The sequence below is a fragment of the Paenibacillus andongensis genome (genome assembly GCF_025369935.1).
GTDB classification, from domain to species: domain Bacteria; phylum Bacillota; class Bacilli; order Paenibacillales; family NBRC-103111; genus Paenibacillus_E; species Paenibacillus_E andongensis.
In genome coordinates, this window is sequence record NZ_CP104467.1 from 6,853,868 (window position 1) to 6,876,285 (window position 22,418).

Sequence of the window (22,418 nt, forward strand, 5' to 3'; positions counted from 1 at the left end):
GCAGCTTCTCCTCGCAAAACACTACTTATTCGTTTTCGCCCATTCATCCAGCTGTTTTTGCTTCTCAGCAATAATTTTATCCATGCCTGAAGCTTTCATTTTGCTTATAAATTCAGGCAAATTTTTGTCCGGATCCAGCGTACCGGTTTCCAGACCTAATTTGAACTGGTCCTTCACGCTTTGAACAGCGGCCACTTCCGTTTTAACTGGATCGACAGTGAAGCTGAAACCGAGCGCTTTCGATTTTTTGGACGATTTATTGAAATCAGCTTGATCTTTCCAAAGAGTAATAGGATCCGTTTCCCAGATGTAGGAAAGGAATTGATTGCCCCACTCCCAGCCATGATTCGGGCTATAGGTGGCATTCTGCGTATCGATGCCATTCGGGAAGCTTATCAAGTCACCCTTTTTGACGTAGTGCTTTCCTTCAATGCCATAGTCGATCAAGTTGATCAACTCTTTGTCGGAATAAAGCAAGTTGAGGAACATCATGGCTCTCTCCGGATCCTTCGAGTTTTTCGCGATACTGAACATGACGTTTGCAATCGACGACGTAGAAGTGACAGGTGGGATAATGCGTGCTGCAACCATCGGTGTGCCTGTCAAGATGGCTTCCTTCGTTTCATAGCCAGGCTTCATATGCACTGTAAAGGAAAAAGCTTTGCCTGCCTTCACAAGGTCTTCAGGGCGAATTTTGTTTGTAGCGATATCCTTAGGGATATAGCCGTCCAAATACCATCTTCTGACCATTTTCAATAAATCCGCATATTGCTTCGATTCGAACCAATTGACTACCTTCAGGTTATTATCATGGTCCGGCAGCACGCCGTTATCATCATTCAAAGGGTCCATAAAGCCAGGTGCAATGGACGCGATATAGGATGTACCCCCGCCTTCCGGAACTATAGCCGCCATATTTGGCTCGTTATCTTTGACGACCTTGAATACGGCATCCAAATCATCAAAGGTCTTGATCTTGCTCAAATCAATCTTGTATTTATCAACAATATCTTTGCGCATCAGGATGCCGTAGTCGGCTGCCCAGTCGCGTACGCTAGGTATGCCATAAAGTTTACCGCTGGCCATCGTTGCTTTTTGAATCTCCGGTGTGACGACCTTGGCAATATCCGGTCCATATTTCTTAAGCAGATCCTCTAAAGGAACAAGCTGTCCTTTTGCCGCTTGCGTACCGTAGCCAAGTGCCGTCAAAGTGACTAGCAAGTCCAAATTTTCATTGCTCGCAAGCATCAGATTGATTTGTTGCTGATACGCAGCAGGATCAATAGGCACAAATTTAACCGTTGCATTAATTTTCTCTTTGGTCAGTTTATTAACGGCATCCTGGACCTCCTGCAGATCCTTGTTGTTACCAATTTTATAGTAGGCCACGGTTAGTTCATAAGGTTTTAAGTTCGATTTCGCCTTTCCTGTTTCACCTGAAGCACTTGATGTACTTGTTGCATTTGTAGCCGTAGAACCTCCATTACCACTGCTGCATGCAGTTAGTAGAAGAGAAACCATCATCATTCCCGCTAACATGGTTTGAACACGCTTCCGATTACCTTTCATTTCGCAGCCTCCCTATATTTACCTAGCATATATGCTAATCGGCTGATGCCGAGTATAGCCTAGCCTTTAACTGCTCCAATAACGAGACCTTTGACGAAATATTTTTGAAAAAAAGGATACGCGCACAGTAGAGGTATAGTCCCAATAACCGCCATAGCCATCCGTACAGATTCCATCGGAATGTTGCTGCTTGCGGCAAGTTCCGTTGTGCTGCTGCTCGCATTGCTTGACAAAAATTGCGCGTTTAATAAAATCCGGTTTAACAAGTTCTGCAAACTGAACAGCTTACTGTCGGTCACATAGACTAATCCGTTGAACCAGTCGTTCCAATAGCCGATCGTTTGCATCAATCCGACCGTAGCCAGAATGGGAAGAGAGAGCGGAAGCACGATCCGGAAAAAGATTTTAAATTCCCCCGCCCCGTCAATGGATGCTGATTCAATAACCGGGGTTGGGATTGAAGTCATAAAAAAGGTTCGCATAATCAGCACGTAAAATCCGTTGGATAATAAACCGGGAATGATTAAGGCAAGCAGTGTGTTTTTCATATCAAACACTTGTGTATATACCAGGTAGGTGGGGACTAGGCCCCCATTAAACAACAGTGTGAAAAACACGAAAAACGCGAGCGGCTTGCGAATCAGCATATCCTTTCTGGATAATGGATAGGCGCATAGGGCCGTAATCGACAACCCCACAAACGTACCAACTACCGTCACGAGAATGGTTATACCGTAAGCACGAAATATGTTAGCGGAATCATTCCACAAGAATTCGTACGCTGCAAGGCTTAATTTGCTCGGAAAGAAAGAATACCCTTCTGACACAATGGTCATTTCATCCGTAAAAGATGTGATCAAGAGCAGAAAAAACGGAAGAAGACAGAGACAAACAATGCCAATAAAGAAAACATGAATGAAAGCTTGGAACAGTTGGCTTTTTACTTTCAATGGGGTCCCCTCCTTATTAAAACAAAGCGTTATCGCTGTTTCGCTTGCTCACCACGTAATTCGAGATAAGGACGAGAATGAATCCCACAACGGATTGATATAAGCCCGCTGCCGAAGACATGCCGATGTCTCCCAATCTTAGTAAAGCCCGATAAACATACGTATCGATAACGTTGGTTGTCGGAAAGAGCGCGCCCGTATCAAGCGGTACTTGATAGAACAATCCAAACTCCGAGTAAAATATGCGGCCGATTTGCAGCAGCGTCATAATCACGATAACCGGGGTGATTAAAGGGATCGTAATGTTCGTGATCTGCTGCCATTTACTCGCTCCGTCAATCCTGGCCGCCTCGTAATATTCCGTGTCGATTCCGATAATCGCCGCTAAATAGATGACACATAAGTAGCCAACATGCTTCCAAATGTTCACAAAGGTCAAGATATACGGCCAATATTTGGCTTCGCTATACCATGAGATGGGATCCATTCCAAGCATAGGCAGCACCTGTTTATTAATGTAACCGGTTTCTCCGCTTAGCATGGCAAGCACCAAATAACCGACAATAACCATAGAAATCAAATAGGGGATGAGAATGACACTTTGGTAAAACCGGGCGAATAATTTCTTTTTCACTTCATTCAGCAAAATAGCTACGCCGACGGCGATGATCAAATTTATGATAATAAATGCCGTGTTATATAGAATCGTATTTCGAGTAATCAGCATAGCGTCAGAGGTTTTAAACAGGTATTCGAAATTTTTAAATCCCACCCAATCGCTGGCCCAAATACCTTTTGTAAAGTTGACGTCTTTGAAGGCGATGACTAAACCAAACATCGGCAAGTAGTTGTTGATGATCAGATAAACAATTTCGGGTATAACCATCACAAGCAGCGGGGCATACCTCCAAAGTTTTCTCAGTTTTTTGCTAGTAATTGATTTTGTTGTCGTAATCCCAGCAGCTGTCGTGGTCGCTGTATTTGTCCTAGTTGTTGTCGTTGTCCCCACGTCGTTCCCCCCTCATCCGTTATACTCTCATCATATAGTTCTGCCACTATGCACTCTACCTGTTTCCCGACTTCCTGTTATAGCATTTCCGACTTCTTTTGAAAAAAAAGACCGAACCCGAGAAGGGAACGATCTCATGTATCAGGAACCTTATTTGCTTAAGTTTCATACAATTTGCGGTAATCCTGTGGATTGATGGCCGCCATTTTCTTGAACATTTTTGAGAAATGGGAAAAATTATTGTAGCCCACCGAAGCGGCGATGCTGCCAATCGGAAGATCTGTCTTCACCAGCATTTCTTTAGCCAATTCGACCCGTTCCTGAAGAATATAATCAGAAATCGTCAAGCTGGTTTCTTTCTTGAAAATTCTTGTCAGGTAGTCCGGATTCATATTCACATGGCTGGCGATATCCTCCCGCGAAACATCTTCGTTGATGCGCAGAGCAATATATTGTTTCGCTTTTTCAACAACGGTTTGGCTTTCATCCACCGAATAAATTCGACTCACAGTTTCTTCGATCATCGTATTTATCCATTGTCTAAGATCAGCTATGGAACGGGAAACAGTCGATGCTTGCATAGACAGGAGTTCCTCTGAAAAAACTTGATGCGCCCTCAGACCTTTATTATGCAAGACGTGATGAATCATCTGGAGAAAGTCCTCATAAAATCCGCGCAGGAATTTGGCATCGAGTCTCTCCATTTGTTTCATCGCATTCAAACTATGATCGATCTCTTTCATCAGTTTCCCTTTGCATCCACATTTGAGCATTTCCGCCCATCCGTTCATTTTAGGCAGCTGAAAAGTATCGTAGCAGCTGCACCGTTGTTCACTCTGGAAGAATATTTTATTCGTTTGTGTAACATTGTAGGATTCCATCGCGACTAGGGATTCGAACATCTCCAGCATTCCCTCCGTATGTACGGGAGCACCGATATAACAACAAAGATCACAGAAAAAGTAATGATTACAAGCATCGATATAACCCTGTAATTCGCTCTTTAGATTCTCTTTATCGATCTTGCTGCCCGGGTCGACCGGGAGGATGGCCAGTAACCCTCCGCTTTTGACCTGAACGATTTGACCGTTGGACTCCTTCCGTACAGCTAATTCCTCCAAAGAGTTGCGCAAGGCGTATTCCATTATTTTTTCTTCACGAAGCGTCAGTTTTTTATGCCAGCGCTGAACTCTGATCCATACCGGCACGAATAAGGCTGTATCGGAATAAGGTATATTTTGCTTCACCATAATTTCTTTGATTTGAAGCTTATTCGAAGGGATAGACCTCTGAATTAAATCCTGCCAAAAGCGCTCAACAACCATCGGTTGATACGATTCCCATAACTTATAATAATGCTTATAGGTTTCATTAAATTGGACTAATCCTCTTTTCTTTTCCAATTGGTCGATCGCTTTGCGAACGGCTTTCTCCAATTCCGGAAAGCGGACAGGTTTGAGCATATAATCCAGACTTCCCAATTGAATCGCTTTCTGCGCGAATTCGAAATCAGCATGACAGGTTAAGAAGATGGATTCGGTATCCGGAGAGTGTTCTTTGACCCAAGCTAACAGTTGAAATCCATCACCTTCCGGCATTTCAATGTCGCAAAGCAGAATATCAATTTTTTGGGTTAAAATGATTTCCTTCGCCTGCCGTATGTTAAAAGCTTCATGAACCCTCGAAAATCCAACTTGGTCCCACGCGACACCCGCTTTGATCCCTCGTACGGCATGAATTTCATCGTCCACGACTAGCAATTGAAGCATAGACTTCGCCTCTTTCCTTCTCATGAAATGGGATGAGAATTTCAATGACTGCGCCGTGGCCATCACAATTTGAAAATGCGATTTGGGCTTGATCTTGATACAGCAGGCGCAATCGACGCTGCACATTCCATATCCCGATATAATGACCTTCTCCGTTACCGATATCCATCTCCATCTGTAGCCGAGCCAAAACATCTTCAGGAAATCCTTTTCCAGTATCCTGAACCCGAATATTGATTCTGTTACCTTCCCTGGCTTCAATGGTTACACCAATATGAACCTGCTTGTCCATGCTAACGGCATGTTTGATCGTATTTTCCACAAAGGTTTGAATAACAAGCGGAGGAACCGCTATATCCATCAGATTGTCCGGAACGGATAGATCATAGGTCAAATTTTGGGGAAACCGCATCTCCTGGATACGAAAGTAATTAAGTGTATGCTGAACCTCATCCCTCAAAGCGACGAATGCCATGTTGCTCCGAAACATAAAGCGAAAATATTCTACGAGACTAAGCGCCATTTCCTGAATCAATGTAAAGTCTTTCACCTGCGCCAAATTATAAATAATGTTCAACGAATTTAGAAAAAAGTGCGGATTAATTTGAAGCTGTAAATGCTTGAGTTCGGCCTTCTGATGATTTAATTTTTCTTTCAAGACATTAATTTTCAATTCCTGAATCTGCGAAATCATGCGATTGAAAGATTGGTTCATCTTGTCAAATTCCAGAACGGAAGGACGGTAAGTGATGCGGACGTCCAAATTCCCGTCTTCGATTCTTCTCATAGCCATCATGATCCGATTTATCGGAACTAAGATGATTTTCCTTAAAAGAAATAAAATGAAAGGAAACAGAATCAGTGATCCCATCAGAATAAAAGAGACAATTCGGCGAAGGAAAGGAAGATTCTCCAGAATGATGCTGTCTGGGATGACAGCAACTAAGCTGAACCAACCTTTCGCGGATTTTTCACTTACGACTAGAAATTTCTCGTCTTTTCCCGTGAGTTTGTACTCCGTTCCAACATCGTTCAAATTAATTTGATTTTCTTGTACAAAAGCTTGGTTAGACATGGCCTCGAACTCGTCCGTAACCAGCAGCGCCCTGCCGTTGTTGCCCAAATCGACTAAGTTCAGCGGCACCATTAATTTATTCGCATCTGCCCACGCCCCGATATAGACATTCCCATATTTAATTACACGGGTCAAAAAATATTGATCTCCGAGCTTTTGTATGAACCACTCTTTCAGGCTTGTCTGATTTGCACCCTCGCGTTGGTCCTGAAAAATGGTCATAATGTTATTTTCAACGGCTACCTGTCTGGTGTAAGAAACTTGATCACTCATAACTGTCAATAAATCTTGATTCGGCTCCGAATAAACAAAGAACATGTCCATTGGTTTATAACTAGGGAGGTCTTTTAACAGCTTATTGTTTAATTGAATTTTCGTAAAAGAGTACCGATCGGCATTTTGATCTCGCAGCGCGTCAAGTACAAGCAGTCCAGTGTCTTGCGCAGCGAAGTTGAATAAATACTTGTCTACCTCATCCAAATTACGGTCGATCTGCCCCATATATAAGCTGATTAAATTTTTATTCGATTGAGCCACTTGATTCCGAACAACCTTGATGGCATATAAATTGTTGTAGATCATGAAAGCCACGATGGGGATGACAATAATTAGCAACCCAACTACCAACTGAAAGCGAAGTGATTTGAATAGAGGCAGCGTACGAATTTGCACGGCTGATAGACCTCCCTTCTCATGAATGCTAACTCGATCAAATTGAATGTGCTTCGGGTTTCAGATAGGCCATGATCATGTCAATTAACTGCCGCATCATCTCGCCTGGATCAATCGCTTGTTCTACACGAAGAATATTCCCCCTAGATGCCATTCGCTGCGTCATGCTCATCATCGTGTTTGCAATCATGGCTGAAGATTGGGCTGGATCGAGATCAGAACGGATCGAGCCATCTTGAATGCCTTCGAGAATAAGCTGAACAGGTGATGGAAAGACATTTTGGATGAATATTCGATACTTCTCCTCCAATTCGCGGGTTGGATAGTTTTCCCGATAATAGTGATCAAACAGTCCGATAAAACGCAAATGGCTAGGTCTAGTCTGGGTAAAATCCTGCCATGCTGCTAATAAGTTCCGCATTTTCTCATCGGCTCTTTCACCGACTTTGTGAGAATCGACAAATCGAAATAAATCGTCTAAAACCTTCATCTGAACTTCAAACGCCAGCTCATCAATCGAATTATAATATTTATAAAGTGTGACACGGCTGATCCCCAATTGATGTCCGATATCTTTCATCGTTACACCTGGCAAATCTTTTTCCAAAAAAAGCTCCTGAGCAGCCAGAACAATGTCCTGTCGCCGTTTATCTCTATGCTCCTCTAATTCCTGTTCCCACTTGCTTTTCATACAAACACTCCTTGATACAAGCTATGCATAAAATATCGCCTATTTACACAGTGTAAACCCTTTGAGTTCACTCCAATTATATCCAATTGCTAAATTCATTGCAAACGTTTTCATTAGTTTAATGACCCTTTTAACCATTCTCCAGCGGCATAAAAGGCTCGCCCAATTTCCATCCATAACGATGTAGGGCTAGTCACTCCCCCTTCCAACTCATATAATAGGGAGACAAAGCTGCCCATGAAGTTTAAAAGAAGGAGTTCACCTAAATGCTGTCTCAATTGAATCGTCAATTAGAAAAAATCTTGCCGCTAATCACACCAGTCAGTGTTCTCATCGGTGTTTTACTAGGCAGTCATTTATCCGGATACACCTTTTTATCCCCTTGGTTGTTTGCCTTTATGACCTTTGCAGGCAGCATAAGCTCCAGCTTCAAAGAATTCGTCAAGGTGGTCGTTCAGCCACTTCCGCTCATCATCACACTGTTGATTCTACATGTCGCGATGCCGCTGATTGCTATGGGTCTCGGGCATGTCGTATATAGCCATGAGCCCATGACTATAACTGGCCTCATCTTAGCAGCAGCTATACCTACTGGCATTACAAGTTTCGTCTGGGTAGCCATTTATCGCGGAAATATCGTGCTCACGTTATCGATTATTCTCATGGACACCATTCTTTCACCCTTCGTCGTTCCCTACACGCTATCTGCGTTAATTGGTACCAAAGTACAGATGGACTCGTTCGCGATGATGAAGGGCCTGTTCCTCATGATCGTTCTACCTTCTATCATTGGCATGCTGCTGAATCAATGGACACGCGGCAAAATTAAGGAACAATGGAGTGGCCGTCTAGGTCCTTTTTCGAAAATAACCATGGGCATCGTTGTCGCTATCAACAGCTCCGTAATCGCCCCTTATCTACGTGACTTTAATACTAAATTACTAGGCTTAGCTGGATTTGTACTCTTCATAGCCTCACTTGGATACATCCTAGGATGGCTGGTCGCCAAGCTCCTGCGGTGGGAACAAGACGTTGTCGTCGCACTTACGTTTAACAGTGGGATGCGTAATATAAGTGCTGGCGCAGTACTCGCCGTTGCCTACTTCCCGCCTCTCGTGGCTGTCCCCGTTGTACTAGGCATGCTGTTCCAGCAATCGTTGGCCTCGCTTTTCGGCTATCTGTTGAACAGACGCTACGCTCTGAAACATGATATTCCTAACTTAACGGCCAATAGTGTGAAACAAGTTTAGTTTGGGAGCTGCCCGGGCAGCTCTTTTTTTGTTTTGCTAGCTGTTGTTTTCGCTCTCTCCGTCGAAACATTCAAAACATAGTAACGTGTTATCGTCTAACACTACGCCGTCAATAAATCCATCATGGCAGAAAATTTGCTTTTTGCATTCCTTGCACTCCCCAACAAGCTCCTTCATTAATAGCACCTCCCAGTTATAAAATTTTGCTCATTCTGATTCTTCCAGTTCTTGTTCTGCTGGCGATCACTTTGGAATTTATTTTAACATGAAGGACCCCCATTAGCTGGATGCCCTTATCAGCAGATTATGTTTGCCGCGGCGCAATCAGATCGATTACGAATCATTTGTGTGATATTAGGCTAAAACTCCTTTCCCTCAGCCCATTTTAAGCTAACTTTTATGTATCATTCAGCTTCTCTTCTCAGATTTTTCATAATTGTCGTGTACGATTGTGAAGAAGATGATCGAAAGGAGCGATACATAACATTGATGAAAATGACAAAAATAGCGGGCTTATGCATCCTTATCCCCGTTTTACTAAGCGGTTGTGGGAATGCGTCTTCCTCACAACCTGCTGCAGCAAGCTCAGCGCAACCGCAGCAACAACAATCAAACGGACAATCACAGGCAGACGGCAAGCAAAATGCTCAAGACCGACCTGTCATGAGTGCGGCGCAAAGACAAATGTTCAGTACGTTTCAGACCCTGCTCATGCTAGACAAAGCTGATGGACTTACCATTACGAAGGAACAAGCTCAAGCCATGCTGCCCGTTGCTCAAGAAATCGTCACAAAAGCTGAACTTAGTGATGAAAACAAGACCAAGCTGTTCGAAAAGCTAACAGATGCCCAGAAGAAATTTATAGAAGATTCAGCTGCGCGTATGGGTAATAGAGGAAACGGCGGTGCAAATGGTCCCGGGAATAACGGAAACACCGGTAATGGCAAAGGTAATCGAAATGGTCAATCTGGAAATACAGAAAATAAACCAGATGCTTCTGCACAACCAAACGCTGACGCACCCGATCAAACCGGCGGCAAGAAAGGCAATGGAAATCGTCCTGCTGGCGGCCAAATGAGAGATCCTGGTAAGCAGCTGATCGAACTGCTGCAAAACAAGGTGAAATAAGTCGAATATTTCCGAGGAAATGACAATCCGAGAAAGACCTCCAACCACTATGTGGGTTTGGAGGTCTTTCTGGTTCACTCTTATGATCTTAAGGTCTGAATGACCTGCTCTGCTTTTGCTTCACCGCTGGCAACCTGCTCGATGTGCTCTCCGAACATATCACACATATACACGAATAGGGTAAGGATTTCTAACACTTCATCACTATCGAACGTACGCGAAGCCGATTGGCTATACACATAGCGATAATGGATCTCGCCCTCCTCATTCACACCAAAGTGACCTATGGGTAAGCGAGTATTAACTTCCAATAAAAGTGCGGCTACCTCTTCGCGAGCACCTGCTTGAAGATGAAACGGCAGCGTACTGTAGATTTGCAGCAGTTGAATAGCGACTATTTCCTCATCATTCAACGGTAAAAAACTAAAGTGAAGGAATCGATCTCGTCCCTTACTATCCTCTTGAAACCCTGCCATTAGCACATGCAGCGGAATAGCTTCGGATTTCTCTAATAAATTCGTGGCAAGCTCTGCTTCATCCAAAATCTCTTTCAAATGCCCTAATTGTGCCAAATGACGCGCATGCGCAAGTTCTGTTAACATATCTCTTCAATCTCCTATTCTCTCTTGCCCATCGCTTCAATAATGGCTTTTTTCAGATTCTCTGCATCGCCATCGAACTTATACAAAGCTTGAAGACTTACACCAGCTGCTTCTACGAAGCTCTCAACTTGTTTGTAGCGTGCGACGCACGCTGCATCCTGTTCATTGTAAAGTGGGAGCTTCTCGAACATATCAAAAATAAGTTCTGTGTCATGGGCTCGTTTTTCTTTCTTTTTCTCTGTTGATTTATCAGCGTTAAATATCGCTTTAGTAATACCCCAAGCGCCTGCTTTCGATGCGCGGTCACGTCCAGCTTGCTTCAAGGATCTGGCAATTGGCATCGCTGCGCCAATACCTGTGGCAACGATTTTCAGCGGCGTTCCTACCTGAGCTCCTACCCCTGTAAGCGTAGCGATGTCGGCAGCAATCTTCGTGAGCTCAAGTCCGATTTGAATAGCTCCACGGTCTGTTCGCTTCACGTTAATTTTTTTCATTTCTTTCGCTAATTCATATTTGGCAATTTCGTCCAGTTGTTCAGCTGCTGATGCATCTCCACTCGCTTTAAGCACTTCGAGATCCTGCTTTTTCTTTGCTAGCTTCGCTTTGTCGACACCAGCATTTCGCGTGTACCAGCGCTTTTCTTTGAGTACGTCGGCATTCCCTGCTTTGCCTTTGAAGTCACGTTTCAATGTTGTCATGGCGCTACGATTTAAGCCGGCTTTGATCACATCTACGGTTTTGATCGCAATTTTCACACCACTAACAGCAATACTTACGCCCGGAATAACAGCCGTCAAGCTAGCTGTACTTGACTCCATGATATCCATGATGCCTTTGGCCACTTTGATGCCAGATTGCGCAGCCTGAATCGCATTGCTAATGATCTCGATAACGCCTCTTGCTTTTTCTGCATGATTCAGACCGCCATTGTCCGAATGCTTTTTATACATATCGTAAATCGCTTTAACGGCCATAATCGTATTCTTAACTGCGGAGATTGCTTCCGCTACCGTCCCTGTGTAGTCACTGACGGACGAGGAGCCTCCGACACCATCCTTATGGCCAGTTGATTTAGCTGCCTTATCAACAATACCAGCTGAGCCGCTGACCATTTTACCGCTTGCCTCGATCATAGTCGAGCCTGTACCTGCATACTGAAAACGTTTATCATGTCCCTTGCGCTCGCGAGAAGCAGCAAGCGTTTCTCTAATCGCACTCATGATTTGGAACGGCCCGCCAACGAGATCTGCTGTGGAGGCGACTGCCCCCATAGTAGCTGACTGCTGCGCTGTGCCAGCATCCTTCGTTTTATCGTAGGACTCTTTCAAATCATCCGAACGTTTGCCGAAACTATCACTAAAAGTAGAGGTGACACCTGATGTCATATCCGCATTGTCTTTGGTATCGTCACCCGTAGGATGCAATGTAGAGGCAGAAGGTACCACTGGCGTTACCACAGTGGGTGCTGGCGTTTGTACTGTACCAGGTTGTGGCGTTGTCACAGCTGTTGGCGCATGCGTTTGTGCCGTAGTCGTTGACTGTGATGTTGTTGCTGTAGTCGGCGCTGGGGTCTGTGCCACGGTGGACGTCTGGGTTGGCGCTACGGTAGATGCCAAAGGTTGTGACGGTGCTGCTGTGCCTGACCTGCGGCGGTGGAAAGCCACCGTCGGCGCCACGGTAGGCGCTGGCGCTGATGTCTGCGTAGGCGCTGGCACAGTCAGCACAGGCTGCGTTCCCGAGACTGTACGCTGGATGAGCTGATTCGCGTAAGCTTGCGTAGCACGATTACCCACCGTACGCTGCATCTGCATGAAGATATTGGTCCCAGGTGACATTTGTGAAGTAGAAGTACTTGGCTGTGACATTGGCGACTGCTGTGCATGCTGATGCGAAGTGCTCGGCTTTTTGGTAAGGGACTGTCTTCCTTGAGGCATCCGTACATATCTCCTTTATGGGATAAAATTGCGCTTGTATAGCTACTCTACTTGCCGCCTCGTTGTTGAACAACATGCGTTAATTCGTGACCAAGCAGTTCTTGCCCCTCGCGTGTATCTGGGTTGTATCTGCCTTCGCGGAAAAACACATCATTCCCCGTAGCAAAAGCTTCTGCACCTAAGGATCGGTTAATCTTTGATGATTCTGAATCATTATGTATATTTACGTTGCTAAAATCAGTACCGAACGCCGATTCCATCTTCGCTTGAATGCTGGCATCCATTCTGCTCCCGCTTCCTTGCTTTGCTTTAATCTGCGACTCAATCCCTGCACCTGCTTCAAAGCCACCTTCCGACGATGGCTTCATCTGCAGCTCTTCTTCTTCAGACTCTCCGCCTTCGGAGCGCTGAATCGACTCTGATGATGGCTTCATCTGCAGCTCTTCTTCCTCAGACTCTCCGCCCTCTGAGCGCTGAATCGACTCTGATGATGGCTTCATCTGCAGCTCTTCTTCCTCAGACTCTCCGCCTTCCGAGCGCTGAATCGACTCTGATGATGGCTTCATCTGCAGCTCTTCTTCTTCAGACTCTCCGCCCTCTGAGCGCTGAATCGACTCTGATGATGGCTTCATCTGCAGCTCTTCTTCCTCAGACTCTCCGCCTTCCGAGCGCTGAACATCTGGCTTAGATGCTCCACTACTTTCAGATGCAGCAATATGGTCAGCCGCTTGTTTACCCATTTGATCGGCTTCTTGCTCATAAGCATCACCAGCTGGTCCAACGGTCATTTTCGTCTGAACGGTCAACATATTGCCCACGGCGCGATTGCCTATTGTTCGTTGAATATTCATCAAATCGGATGAAACAGAAGAAGAATTCGGTTTATTGATTTTATTCGTATGCAAAGAAGAATCTGGTTGCCGGTTAATATGGGATTTTTGCATGGCATAACCCTCCTATTGAGCTTTTGATGGAGCATTCATTGAATCATAGTTGTACATCAACAATTCTGTCCTTGAGTGCAAGAAGTCTGTCTACTTACTATATCACAACGCTATATAGCGGAGTTTACAATTTTGATAGGGCTGCGATCCACAATGAGCACGGCAATATCATCGGATTGCACTGCACCATCTGCGAATAGATCCACATCCATCACCATCTGACCAAGCAATTGCTCAGGCGCACTCGATTGTTCCTTCACTAATACATCCTTGAGGCGGGAAAAGCCGTATTGTTCTTGAAGTCGGTCCTCAGCCTCTGTAATGCCATCCGTATACACGATTATGCGATCTCCTAGACCTAGCATGACCTCATTATTCATATACACCATGTCGTCCATGACGCCAAGTGGAAGACCTTTTTCCCCCTTCAAAAGCTCAACTTCACCGCCATCTCTCACGATGTAAGGAGGACAATGACCGCCATCACTATACAGGAGTAGACCTGTCGCGACATTCAAAACCCCGCAGAAAATCGTGGCAAACATCGTCGAGTCATCCTTATAAAGCTCCTGATTGACTGCCGTCAACAGCTCACCGGGAGTCATCTCTGAGGTCATCTTCCCTTTGAGCAATGTCATCGTTACGGCCATGAACAAAGCGGCAGGGATTCCCTTGTCGGAAACATCGCCAAGAACGAAGAATAAGCGATCCGCGCCGATGCAGAAGTAGTCGTAGAAGTCTCCGCCCACCTCACGAGCTGGGCGAATAATGGCCAGTGTCTCCACGGTGACTGCGGCAGCACTTTCGTGACCATCCACTTCAGATGAGCTGCTCGTATCACCTTCAACACCGCCACTGCTTATACACAAACTTCCGCGAGGCAGGAATCCCATCTGGATGTCGGTGGCAATACGCAGCTCGCTCTCCATCCGTTCCTTAGCAGCCGTTGTCGTTTTCAACGCATGGATAGACTTCTCCAGTGCTTCATACAGCATGGCATTTTCCAAGGATACCGCCGTTGGCGATGCGATGGACTCAAGCAGCTGTAAATCGCGGTCAGAGAAATGAGCGCCATCCCGCTTGTTCAACACCTGCAGCACTCCGATGATTTTCCCCTTGCTGACTAGTGGCACGCAGAGTAGGCTGCGCGTTGGATAATCAACTCGTTTCGCTACCTTCGACGACCACCGCTTATCCTGTCCAGCATCATCAACCTTGACCGATTCGCCGGTCTGAGCCACCCAGCCTGCGATGCCTTCACCTATTTTGAGGCGAATTTCACGAACCTCATCGCCTTTTTCACCCAGCGCGAGGTCAAAGAACAGCTCCCCTTTTTCCTCATCGACCAAAATAACCGACGAAGCCTCCGCATTCATAATGCGAGAAGAGGTTTCCATGATTTTCACAAGCAAATCCTGCTTGCGAATCGTTGAATTCACTTCCAAACTTACATCGAATAGCTGCATAGTTCTCTGAAGCTCCAGCTCTACGGATCTACGCTTTCGCTCGCTCAGCTGCCAAACGATGACGACCACAAGACATACAATAAGAAGCACAGCTACAACCATATTCATCCAGCGTGCCCCCTATTATTCGCCTTACATAGATTCCTGGCCTTCATACTAAGAAATAGCATGGACAGCATCCGCTTCCGTCTCATAAATCGAGAAAATACGACTAAATCCCGACATGTCGAAAACATCCTTCACCTGCTCATTCATTCGAGCCAGCGCCAACTTCCCTTGAATCACCTTAATCATTTTAGCTGCTGCAAGTAAGCTTCTCAGCCCTGCACTGCTGACATAATCAAGTCCTTGAAGATCAAACACAAACTTGCCATTCCCTTGCTCGACTAGTTTTGCAAAAGCCGCTTCCAAACTCGCGGATGTATTCGCATCCAATCGGCCGTTTAAGCTCAGCAGCACGATATCGCCTTGCATTTGCTCGGTTATCATCATGATATTCCCTCCTCCTTGATTCGCCATTTTTTCATCATTAGAACATTCTCCTCGTTCAAGCGTTCATACGCGATGTCATCCATTACCTGCTTCACAAAGTGGATGCCAAGCCCGCCGATCCCCCGTTCCTCTATGCTAAGATCCGTGCATGGAGCTGACTTCAGCAGCGGATTGAATGCCACTCCGCGATCTGTCATTCGAAGCTCCCAGCCCCCAGGGACAAGCCCCAAATCAATGCGGATCGTATGCATACGGTTTTCATCAGGCGGATAGCCATAGAGAATGATGTTCGTCACCAGCTCGTCGCAGACTAAATTCACTTGGTACAACGTATGGTCATCCATGCCCATCGTCCCCGACAAGCCTCGCAAGAATACACCTAGCCGTTCCAGTTCCTTCAGATCATTGCTCAAAATGATGGACTCTGATGACACGACATTCACACTCCCGGATACTAAGTACTGAAGCCACTAGCTATAGCGGAATAACCTATTTAAGCCATTTTCAAAAGCATATTTTCGAGCAGCCGCACTCTGGCACTAGAAGCATGGAGCAGCCCAATTCCGATCTCTGGATACAATCTCACTAACCGAGACAAGCTTTCCCCTTGCAAAGTGAGCACTCGCACCTCATCGAAAATCGCTTGAGCGGTAATCGAGGAAGGCGATCCGTCTAATGCCGTCGTTTCGCCGAAGGCTTGCTTCGGTCCCAGTACACCAATGGTTACGGTCTCTCCAATCCCCGTCTCATTGCTCAACTCTACGTTACCCTCAATAATGAGATACATGGCTGCATTCTTCTCACCACGGCGCAATAGATAAGTCAGATCCTCGTGTACTTCTTCCGTTGCAATCCCTGCAATTAAACCTAATTCATCCACAGATAGGTCCGCGAATAGGGAAACCTGCTTCAAGAAAATAACTTTATCCAGCATCGTTAAAAACTTGCGATCTTCCTTCATATCGGCACGCTCCAGTGAACTTAGTGCATAAACAGCAATATCTCGAAGCCAATCATCCGACCAAATCTTAGCTTCTTGCAAAATGAGCAGCGGCTCCGTCATCGCTACACTGCTTCTTCCATTCTCTTTCTTTAATAATTCCAACAGAGCCAAGGCCAATCTGCGATCGCCGAGCCCCTCAGCAAGAACTTCCAAGGCATTATCACGAACCTCGTCACTCTCGTCCTGAGTCGCTTCACGGAGTGTCGTAACTACACGCTCATCTACGAACTTGGCCATTACTGCCCACGCTCCGCCTACAAGCGCATTGTGCAGCTCCCCGCAGCGCTGGTTGGCAAGCTCGGCAAGCCCCTGCATCCCAAGCTCTTGCAGAGCAGCCGGCAGTGCGCGTTCCTGCGTGGAAGCAAGCATTCGACTTACACAGCGATCAACTAACTCTGATCGCAATTTACTTTCATCCAGCAGCTCAGCTAGCGCTGTAACTGCCGAATTCCAAATAAACGGATTCGCATGATTCACACCGTTCAGCAAGGCTGGCAGCGCCTTAGCCCCCATATCTACGAAAGCCTCGAGAATGGCCTTGCGCAGCTCCTGATCTGCCAGTGGCACCATCGACAAGAGATGCGGAATTGCATCCACATGCTCAAGTTTGCCAATACAGCGCGCAGCCGCAACTTTAACGGCAGGACGATGATCGTCGAGCAGCGACAACACCCATGCGGAATAGGAATCCAGCTTCAGATCCGCTACGGTGTGACAGCCATATACGGCCCATTCACCACCGTTATCGAGCATTTTAATAATCGCCTCGTCACAGGCTTGATAGCTTTCTTCACTTTCCAGCGCATAAAGCGCCTTAACGCCTTCGTGCACGACCTTCGGATGGTTGTCTAGCAGCTTAACACGAATGAAGAAATGCGATTGGCTTTTGAGGTGTGTTGCCTTTGAAATCAACTTCACACTCTCCGCACGTACCTCAGGATCTTCATCTTCCAGGAACGAAGCGACCTGCACGAGATCCTGAATCGTTGCCCCTTGCAAATTCATAGCCCGCAGCACAGCAATGCGGATTCGCGAGCTTTCCTCACCGATCATTCCGATCAACTGCGGCAGGAAAGCGGAGTCCTTCGCTTTACCAATCACTTCGAGAGCCAGCTCTCGCACATAATCATTTGGATGCTTCAGATAGCCGAGCATGGAGGATAAAGCTTTGGAGCTGCGAATGCCCCCGATAAAGGAGCCTGCAATATCCGATAGATCCGCATGCAAGGACTGCACACTTTTGACCAGTTCACGAATGTACAGATTCCTTCCGTACCAAGCCACCACGACGAGAATAGCCGCTACAACGACACCTACCCAAGCAAGGGGGGACAGCTGAATGAGACCAAACGAATGCAGCAAGGATAGCAGCGAACCGATTAAGATCCCGCCCGAAGCAGCCACACCCTGAGCAAAATAACGATAGCCGTCGCGCTTTCCGATAGGCATCATTTTGAAGAAGAGCTGATAGCACGGCTCCGCAATGTAATACAGGAGGATATAAAAAATGGCATAAGAGCCAGATACGATTACGAGTCCCAGCGATTGATTGACAAACAAAGCCGTAAGTCCAAAGCCGCCAAGGAAAATAACCGTAATCGCCAGCAGCATATTACTCGCGCCCAGCCAGTTCATTAAGCGGGTAGACACCGTTTGTAGAAGCAAGCAGATCGTGAATTGAATAGCGGTAATTAATCCATAAAATGAGGTTAGATCGCCTTCTATCGGGAACCTGCTTTCAGCAGCCGTGAAGTACTGATACTCGATCATAAAATAGACCGCGGGCATAAGTGTCATCAAAGCAATGGCGCATAGCAGGAACGGGCTGCGCAGCATTTGCTTCACATAATAGCCAGCAGGCTGCTGCTCCTCTTCCGCCGTGCCAGAAGTGCCCTGGGTCTTCAACCGGTTGTCTTCTTTCAAAGTCAAAGGCACCAAATACCTTGCCAACGCTTTGCGGAAAAAGATGAAGCCGAACACCATCAACACGGGAGCGAGCGCGTACACCGCTTCGGTACCAAGCAGCTTACCGATTTGGTGGGCGATCAAGCCTGCCGTAATACCGCCGGTCGTCGTCGAAGCGATGAACACCGGCATTAACCTTTTGGCCTGCTGGGTGGGACACAGATCAAAGGCCGTACTCCAAAGCAGCAGCGTCAGCTGTCTCACGACAAAGTTGGAAGACAAGAACAGAATCGGGTAGTAATACCTGAAATCAATGCCGCCCAGCTTAAATCCAAGCAGCACCGCACCATTGAGGAGAAGCAATCCCATCATAATTAGGTAGAGCGTAGTCATCATTTTGGCCTTAGGCAGCCGATTCGCCAGCTTTGCTAAGAGCCAGCCCTCTAGAGGCATGATTGCCGCTTCTACGATATAGATATAAGGCAGATACTGCACACCGAATCTTTGGTTAAAAAGCGCCATGAACGCGGTATAGTTCAAGGATTCAGCAATCCCGCTAAAATAAAAGATCGGCAGCATCATCCATAGCTTCCGAATATCTTCTGTGCGCAGTCCCATCCATCTGGTTAAGCTTCCTTGCATATCATCAGGTCCAATCTATTATTTCATTTGTTGTTTAACAGCGGTTTGTAAAAAGCCAGCCTGGCTTCACCTTCATAATAGTAATTCGGATAAGTGCCGATTAATTCAAAACCATTCGTTCTAAACATTTTTTGGATAGGCTGATACTCTGGCAAATCACAGGTATATGTAAGGATATATCGACCCTCCGCTGATCTGGCGAACGTCTCCAACGCTTGGAATAATATCTTCGCAAAGCCATGTCTGCGGTAATCGCGGTGTACAGCTAAGTAATCCCACAGAAATCCTCCGGATTGATGCTCATTTTCTTTGCAGCTGGTAACGGCAATAATCTCACCTGATTCGTTCTCAATAAACCAATGCCGGTGATTGCGCTGCGTTAAACTAAGTCGGGGGGCATTGCGGAAATGCTCTAGTTCTCCCGGTGTATGCCGCTGGTCATCAAAAGATTCCGAAGACAAATAAAAATCTGTAATGCGCAATGCGTCCTTTTCCGTTGTTAATTCGTGTACATACATGCCAAGATCGCCTCTTTCACATTAAGAAACAGATAATGTCCCATTCCACTCTGCTGTTGTACCGTTCTGGAAGTATTCATCACAAATATAGAAATACAGCTGTGCTGCTTTATCTTGACGATTTTGCTTTATGACCATCAAGAACGCTTCACGCGCATCATAGAAACGCCCTACTTGGTAGTACGTAACAGCTTGCTCGAACAAAGCTTTGGTTTTATCCTTCAGCGTTCGGATCGTATCCGGATCACCCTGATACACATCGAACAGATGAAGCGGCTCTTTCACCCCTTCTACCTGAATCAATCCCAGATTACGGTAGAGGAAGCCTTCAGGCTGTTCCAATGATTGAACCACATAATCGGTAATGAGAATCGATGCCCCTAGCGGTTCCGTCATTTTCTCCAGCATCGTTGCCAAATTAACTCCGTCGGAAATCACATTGCCTTCCAAACGCTGCTCCTCACCAATGATCCCTAGTCGGAGCGGTCCTTTATGCAAACCAATGCCGAAATCAACCGGCTTATAACCCACTTTGGCTCGATGAGAATTATAGATGTCCAGTTCTTTGCGCATCTCTATACAGGCTCGCAGCGCTTCGTCTGCTTGATTCGGGAATAACGCCATGAAGCCCGCGCCCAGATACTTATTCATGAGACCTTGATGATTGCGTACATAAGGCCCGAATCTTTTCAGAAATGAGTTGACGAAGTTGAAGTTCTCTTCCGGCGAGAGCCTTTTGGACAGTTGATAAAAACCTCGAATATTGAAAATTAAGATGGACATATTTTGCTCCACCTGATCACCGAGCTCAACATCCAGAATGCTTTCTTTGTTCAGAAAACGCAAAAATTGCTGCGGTACGAAGCGATAGTAGGATTGGCTGAAGTTTTCTACCTTGGTGATATAGTCTCGAATGCGAGCAGCCATCGTATTGACACTGTCGCCCAGGTCTGACACTTCATCCCTAGTATTTATCGTAACAACCGCATCCCAGTTCCCCTTGGCAATCTCTCCAACGCTATTGCGAAGCTTCCGAATCGAAGAGAGCAGCACATAGGTCATTAGAAAGAGAACAAGCAGTAAACCTATCGATATAAAAGCAATATTTCGAATGATCGATTGAAGTACTAATTGGCGATGCTTAAGGATACCGTCCAAGTTTTTACTAGTTTCGAAAACACCAACAATTTTACCTGCTGAGTTAAAAATAGGAGCAATCGCATATCGCCACTCACCGGAGAAATCCTGCCATTGGCCTGTCGCCGGCTTGCCTTGCAGCACGACTTGCTGATTCTCGGGTGTTGGCAGAAACGGATTGAACATATGCATCCCGTCATCATCTTCTAAAATGCGATAAATGACGCCATTCTCATATTTATAAACCGCTTTGTAAAATCCTTGATTATCATCTTGATCGTTATTATCAAAGACGGATTGAATCTTTTTACGAAACGATTGATATATAGTCCCATTATAATCCAGCGGCGAGGTTAGACTTTCCAGTTTATCGCCGTCAATCAGGTTTTGACCACCGTTTTTGGCCAGTAAAGTAAGCTCACTGAAGGTTTCTTCTTCCATTTTCTTAGAGAAGCTCGTGTAAATAACGGTAGATAGAAGAATCATCGAAACCGCGATGACCGGCACTAAAATGAAAATTTGCTTCATCATAAGCGGCAGACGCCGCTGCAGCAAGTTGAAGAAAACTAATTTGGTGGCATACAGCACAAGCAGGATTCCCGCAATTGCAATTGACCAAAGTAGAATGGCCTTTGTCTTCATAGCTTCACTAAACTGTGCCTCAACCATGGAAGGGGTAATGGTTCCATCCGGAAGACGGCGATTAATTTGAGCCGTTTCTACAATGATGAGGCTGCCATCTTGGCCGATACTGCTATTCGTTGCATCGAAAGCAAGCTCTACACCGCTAGCTTTGGCTTTATCCTCATTCACAAGACCTTCGATGATGTAGGGCTGCTTGGGATCAAGTCTGGAGATCGATTTGCTGTTGAAATCGATGAAAACGAGCCGTCCCTGATTATCCAGATGCAAGCTCTCCGGAAAATTGCGCCTTGTACGGTCAAGACCCGGAAGCGGATAAACCAGCTCCGAGCGTCCATCACCAAAAGCGCGGTAAATTTCTCCGCTGCGCGTTGAATAATAAATCTCCCCTGGCTTATAACCATCTGCCTCAGACACATATTTATTCTCCGGAAGCTTGATCGTGTAAATGGACTTCGGCTCGGAGGAAGAAGTATCTCCAATTGGAGCCTGATATAAGGTTAATTGATGTACTTCATCGTTGAAAAAGTACACCACACCTTCACGAACTTGGACATTTCGTAAGGAGCCCAGTCTATATCGTTTCGTTTGTGAATCATATTCTTCTGTAAACAGGCTGCGATCAAACTGTCCGTCAGGTCTATAACGAACAATCTGCTCGGATTTGACTGCGATACCATACGGATCTAGTAACGTACGAATGGTATAGAGATAGCCTTGGTCATCGACAGCCATATCATTAAAGCGATACACTTCACCGTTCTTCCCCGTCTCACTTGTAATGGAGAATTGTAGAACACCTTGACTGTTCAGCTTGTGAATGGTTTTTTTGGCATTGTCGATGACGAACAAATTGTTTTGACGATCAGAGACAGCCTTCGATAAACCATCAAAAGGCATGCTTTGGTTAAAGGGCCATAGCGAGAAGCTATCCCGGTTTAGACTAAGATAAGTACCGGCAGCACCCAGAAGCAGCAGTACGAGCAGCAATGCCGCAATCGATTTCTTCATCGCTCTTTA

Annotated in this window: 17 protein-coding genes; 2 read left to right on the forward strand and 15 right to left on the reverse strand. The window is 45.9% G+C overall.

Annotated elements, in window-relative coordinates; translation table 11 throughout:
- Positions 1 to 21: 21 nt before the first annotated feature.
- The 6 genes from NYR53_RS30580 to NYR53_RS30605 all read right to left on the reverse strand — a co-directional run bounded on the left by NYR53_RS30580 (position 22) and on the right by NYR53_RS30605 (position 7,735).
- Complete coding sequence (locus NYR53_RS30580; protein WP_261302801.1) at positions 22 to 1,569, reverse strand: ABC transporter substrate-binding protein; 1,548 nt, start codon at positions 1,567 to 1,569, stop codon at positions 22 to 24.
- A 59-nt stretch (positions 1,570 to 1,628) separates the two neighbouring features.
- Complete coding sequence (locus NYR53_RS30585; protein WP_437180108.1) at positions 1,629 to 2,519, reverse strand: carbohydrate ABC transporter permease; 891 nt, start codon at positions 2,517 to 2,519, stop codon at positions 1,629 to 1,631.
- A 16-nt stretch (positions 2,520 to 2,535) separates the two neighbouring features.
- Positions 2,536 to 3,405 carry an ABC transporter permease gene (locus NYR53_RS30590; protein WP_261306584.1) on the reverse strand — a complete coding sequence of 290 codons (870 nt, stop codon included), beginning with the start codon at positions 3,403 to 3,405 and terminating at the stop codon, positions 2,536 to 2,538.
- A 281-nt stretch (positions 3,406 to 3,686) separates the two neighbouring features.
- A complete protein-coding gene (locus NYR53_RS30595) occupies positions 3,687 to 5,297 on the reverse strand; it encodes a response regulator transcription factor (protein WP_261302802.1) in 1,611 nt (536 codons plus the stop codon).
- Entirely contained in the window at positions 5,269 to 7,044 is a 1,776-nt protein-coding gene (locus NYR53_RS30600; protein ID WP_261302803.1) for a sensor histidine kinase, read from the reverse strand. The genes NYR53_RS30595 and NYR53_RS30600 overlap by 29 nt, the downstream gene beginning before the upstream one ends.
- Positions 7,045 to 7,081: 37 nt before the next feature.
- Positions 7,082 to 7,735, reverse strand: a complete 654-nt coding sequence (locus tag NYR53_RS30605; protein WP_261302804.1) for a TetR/AcrR family transcriptional regulator — start codon at positions 7,733 to 7,735, stop codon at positions 7,082 to 7,084.
- A 266-nt stretch (positions 7,736 to 8,001) separates the two neighbouring features.
- Here NYR53_RS30605 and NYR53_RS30610 point away from each other — a divergent pair, with 266 nt between their 5' ends.
- Complete coding sequence (locus NYR53_RS30610) at positions 8,002 to 8,985, forward strand: bile acid:sodium symporter family protein (RefSeq protein WP_261302805.1); 984 nt, start codon at positions 8,002 to 8,004, stop codon at positions 8,983 to 8,985.
- A gap of 495 nt (positions 8,986 to 9,480) precedes the next feature.
- A complete protein-coding gene (locus NYR53_RS30615; RefSeq protein ID WP_261302806.1) occupies positions 9,481 to 10,113 on the forward strand; it encodes a hypothetical protein in 633 nt (210 codons plus the stop codon).
- Positions 10,114 to 10,193: 80 nt separating this feature from the next.
- On the opposite strand, the gene NYR53_RS30620 is transcribed toward NYR53_RS30615, so the two are convergent.
- From NYR53_RS30620 to NYR53_RS30660, 9 genes are all read right to left on the reverse strand, one after another.
- Positions 10,194 to 10,715: a YbjN domain-containing protein gene (locus NYR53_RS30620; protein WP_261302807.1), complete on the reverse strand. Its 522-nt coding sequence runs from the start codon at positions 10,713 to 10,715 to the stop codon at positions 10,194 to 10,196.
- Between the two features lie 14 nt (positions 10,716 to 10,729).
- The gene (locus NYR53_RS30625; protein WP_261302808.1) at positions 10,730 to 12,649 is read right to left on the reverse strand and encodes a hypothetical protein; all 1,920 of its coding nucleotides are present in this window, start codon (positions 12,647 to 12,649) and stop codon (positions 10,730 to 10,732) included.
- 47 nt (positions 12,650 to 12,696) lie between these two features.
- Positions 12,697 to 13,593 (reverse strand): eCIS core domain-containing protein, encoded by an 897-nt coding sequence (locus tag NYR53_RS30630; RefSeq protein ID WP_261302809.1) that lies wholly within the window; start codon positions 13,591 to 13,593, stop codon positions 12,697 to 12,699.
- Between the two features lie 110 nt (positions 13,594 to 13,703).
- Positions 13,704 to 15,167, reverse strand: a complete 1,464-nt coding sequence (locus NYR53_RS30635; protein WP_261302810.1) for a PP2C family protein-serine/threonine phosphatase — start codon at positions 15,165 to 15,167, stop codon at positions 13,704 to 13,706.
- Positions 15,168 to 15,215: 48 nt separating this feature from the next.
- A complete protein-coding gene (locus NYR53_RS30640) occupies positions 15,216 to 15,551 on the reverse strand; it encodes an STAS domain-containing protein (protein WP_261302811.1) in 336 nt (111 codons plus the stop codon).
- Entirely contained in the window at positions 15,548 to 15,985 is a 438-nt protein-coding gene (locus tag NYR53_RS30645) for an ATP-binding protein (protein WP_261302812.1), read from the reverse strand. The genes NYR53_RS30640 and NYR53_RS30645 overlap by 4 nt, the downstream gene beginning before the upstream one ends.
- A 59-nt stretch (positions 15,986 to 16,044) precedes the next feature.
- Positions 16,045 to 19,077 (reverse strand): cyclic nucleotide-binding domain-containing protein, encoded by a 3,033-nt coding sequence (locus tag NYR53_RS30650; RefSeq protein WP_261302813.1) that lies wholly within the window; start codon positions 19,075 to 19,077, stop codon positions 16,045 to 16,047.
- A 47-nt stretch (positions 19,078 to 19,124) separates the two neighbouring features.
- Complete coding sequence (locus tag NYR53_RS30655) at positions 19,125 to 19,619, reverse strand: GNAT family N-acetyltransferase (protein WP_261302814.1); 495 nt, start codon at positions 19,617 to 19,619, stop codon at positions 19,125 to 19,127.
- Between the two features lie 21 nt (positions 19,620 to 19,640).
- Positions 19,641 to 22,409, reverse strand: a complete 2,769-nt coding sequence (locus NYR53_RS30660) for an adenylate/guanylate cyclase domain-containing protein (protein ID WP_261302815.1) — start codon at positions 22,407 to 22,409, stop codon at positions 19,641 to 19,643.
- Positions 22,410 to 22,418 lie beyond the last annotated feature (9 nt).

Coding starts and splice junctions, on each gene's coding strand:
- NYR53_RS30610 (WP_261302805.1), top strand. CDS start 8,002: ATGCTGTCTCAATTGAATCGTCAATTAGAAAAAATCTTGCCGCTAATC.
- NYR53_RS30595 (WP_261302802.1), bottom strand. CDS start 5,297: ATGCTTCAATTGCTAGTCGTGGACGATGAAATTCATGCCGTACGAGGG.
- NYR53_RS30635 (WP_261302810.1), bottom strand. CDS start 15,167: ATGAATATGGTTGTAGCTGTGCTTCTTATTGTATGTCTTGTGGTCGTC.
- NYR53_RS30625 (WP_261302808.1), bottom strand. CDS start 12,649: ATGCCTCAAGGAAGACAGTCCCTTACCAAAAAGCCGAGCACTTCGCAT.
- NYR53_RS30620 (WP_261302807.1), bottom strand. CDS start 10,715: ATGTTAACAGAACTTGCGCATGCGCGTCATTTGGCACAATTAGGGCAT.
- NYR53_RS30650 (WP_261302813.1), bottom strand. CDS start 19,077: ATGGGACTGCGCACAGAAGATATTCGGAAGCTATGGATGATGCTGCCG.
- NYR53_RS30615 (WP_261302806.1), top strand. CDS start 9,481: ATGACAAAAATAGCGGGCTTATGCATCCTTATCCCCGTTTTACTAAGC.
- NYR53_RS30655 (WP_261302814.1), bottom strand. CDS start 19,619: ATGTATGTACACGAATTAACAACGGAAAAGGACGCATTGCGCATTACA.
- NYR53_RS30590 (WP_261306584.1), bottom strand. CDS start 3,405: ATGGTTATACCCGAAATTGTTTATCTGATCATCAACAACTACTTGCCG.
- NYR53_RS30630 (WP_261302809.1), bottom strand. CDS start 13,593: ATGCAAAAATCCCATATTAACCGGCAACCAGATTCTTCTTTGCATACG.
- NYR53_RS30580 (WP_261302801.1), bottom strand. CDS start 1,569: ATGAAAGGTAATCGGAAGCGTGTTCAAACCATGTTAGCGGGAATGATG.
- NYR53_RS30640 (WP_261302811.1), bottom strand. CDS start 15,551: ATGATGATAACCGAGCAAATGCAAGGCGATATCGTGCTGCTGAGCTTA.
- NYR53_RS30660 (WP_261302815.1), bottom strand. CDS start 22,409: ATGAAGAAATCGATTGCGGCATTGCTGCTCGTACTGCTGCTTCTGGGT.
- NYR53_RS30605 (WP_261302804.1), bottom strand. CDS start 7,735: ATGAAAAGCAAGTGGGAACAGGAATTAGAGGAGCATAGAGATAAACGG.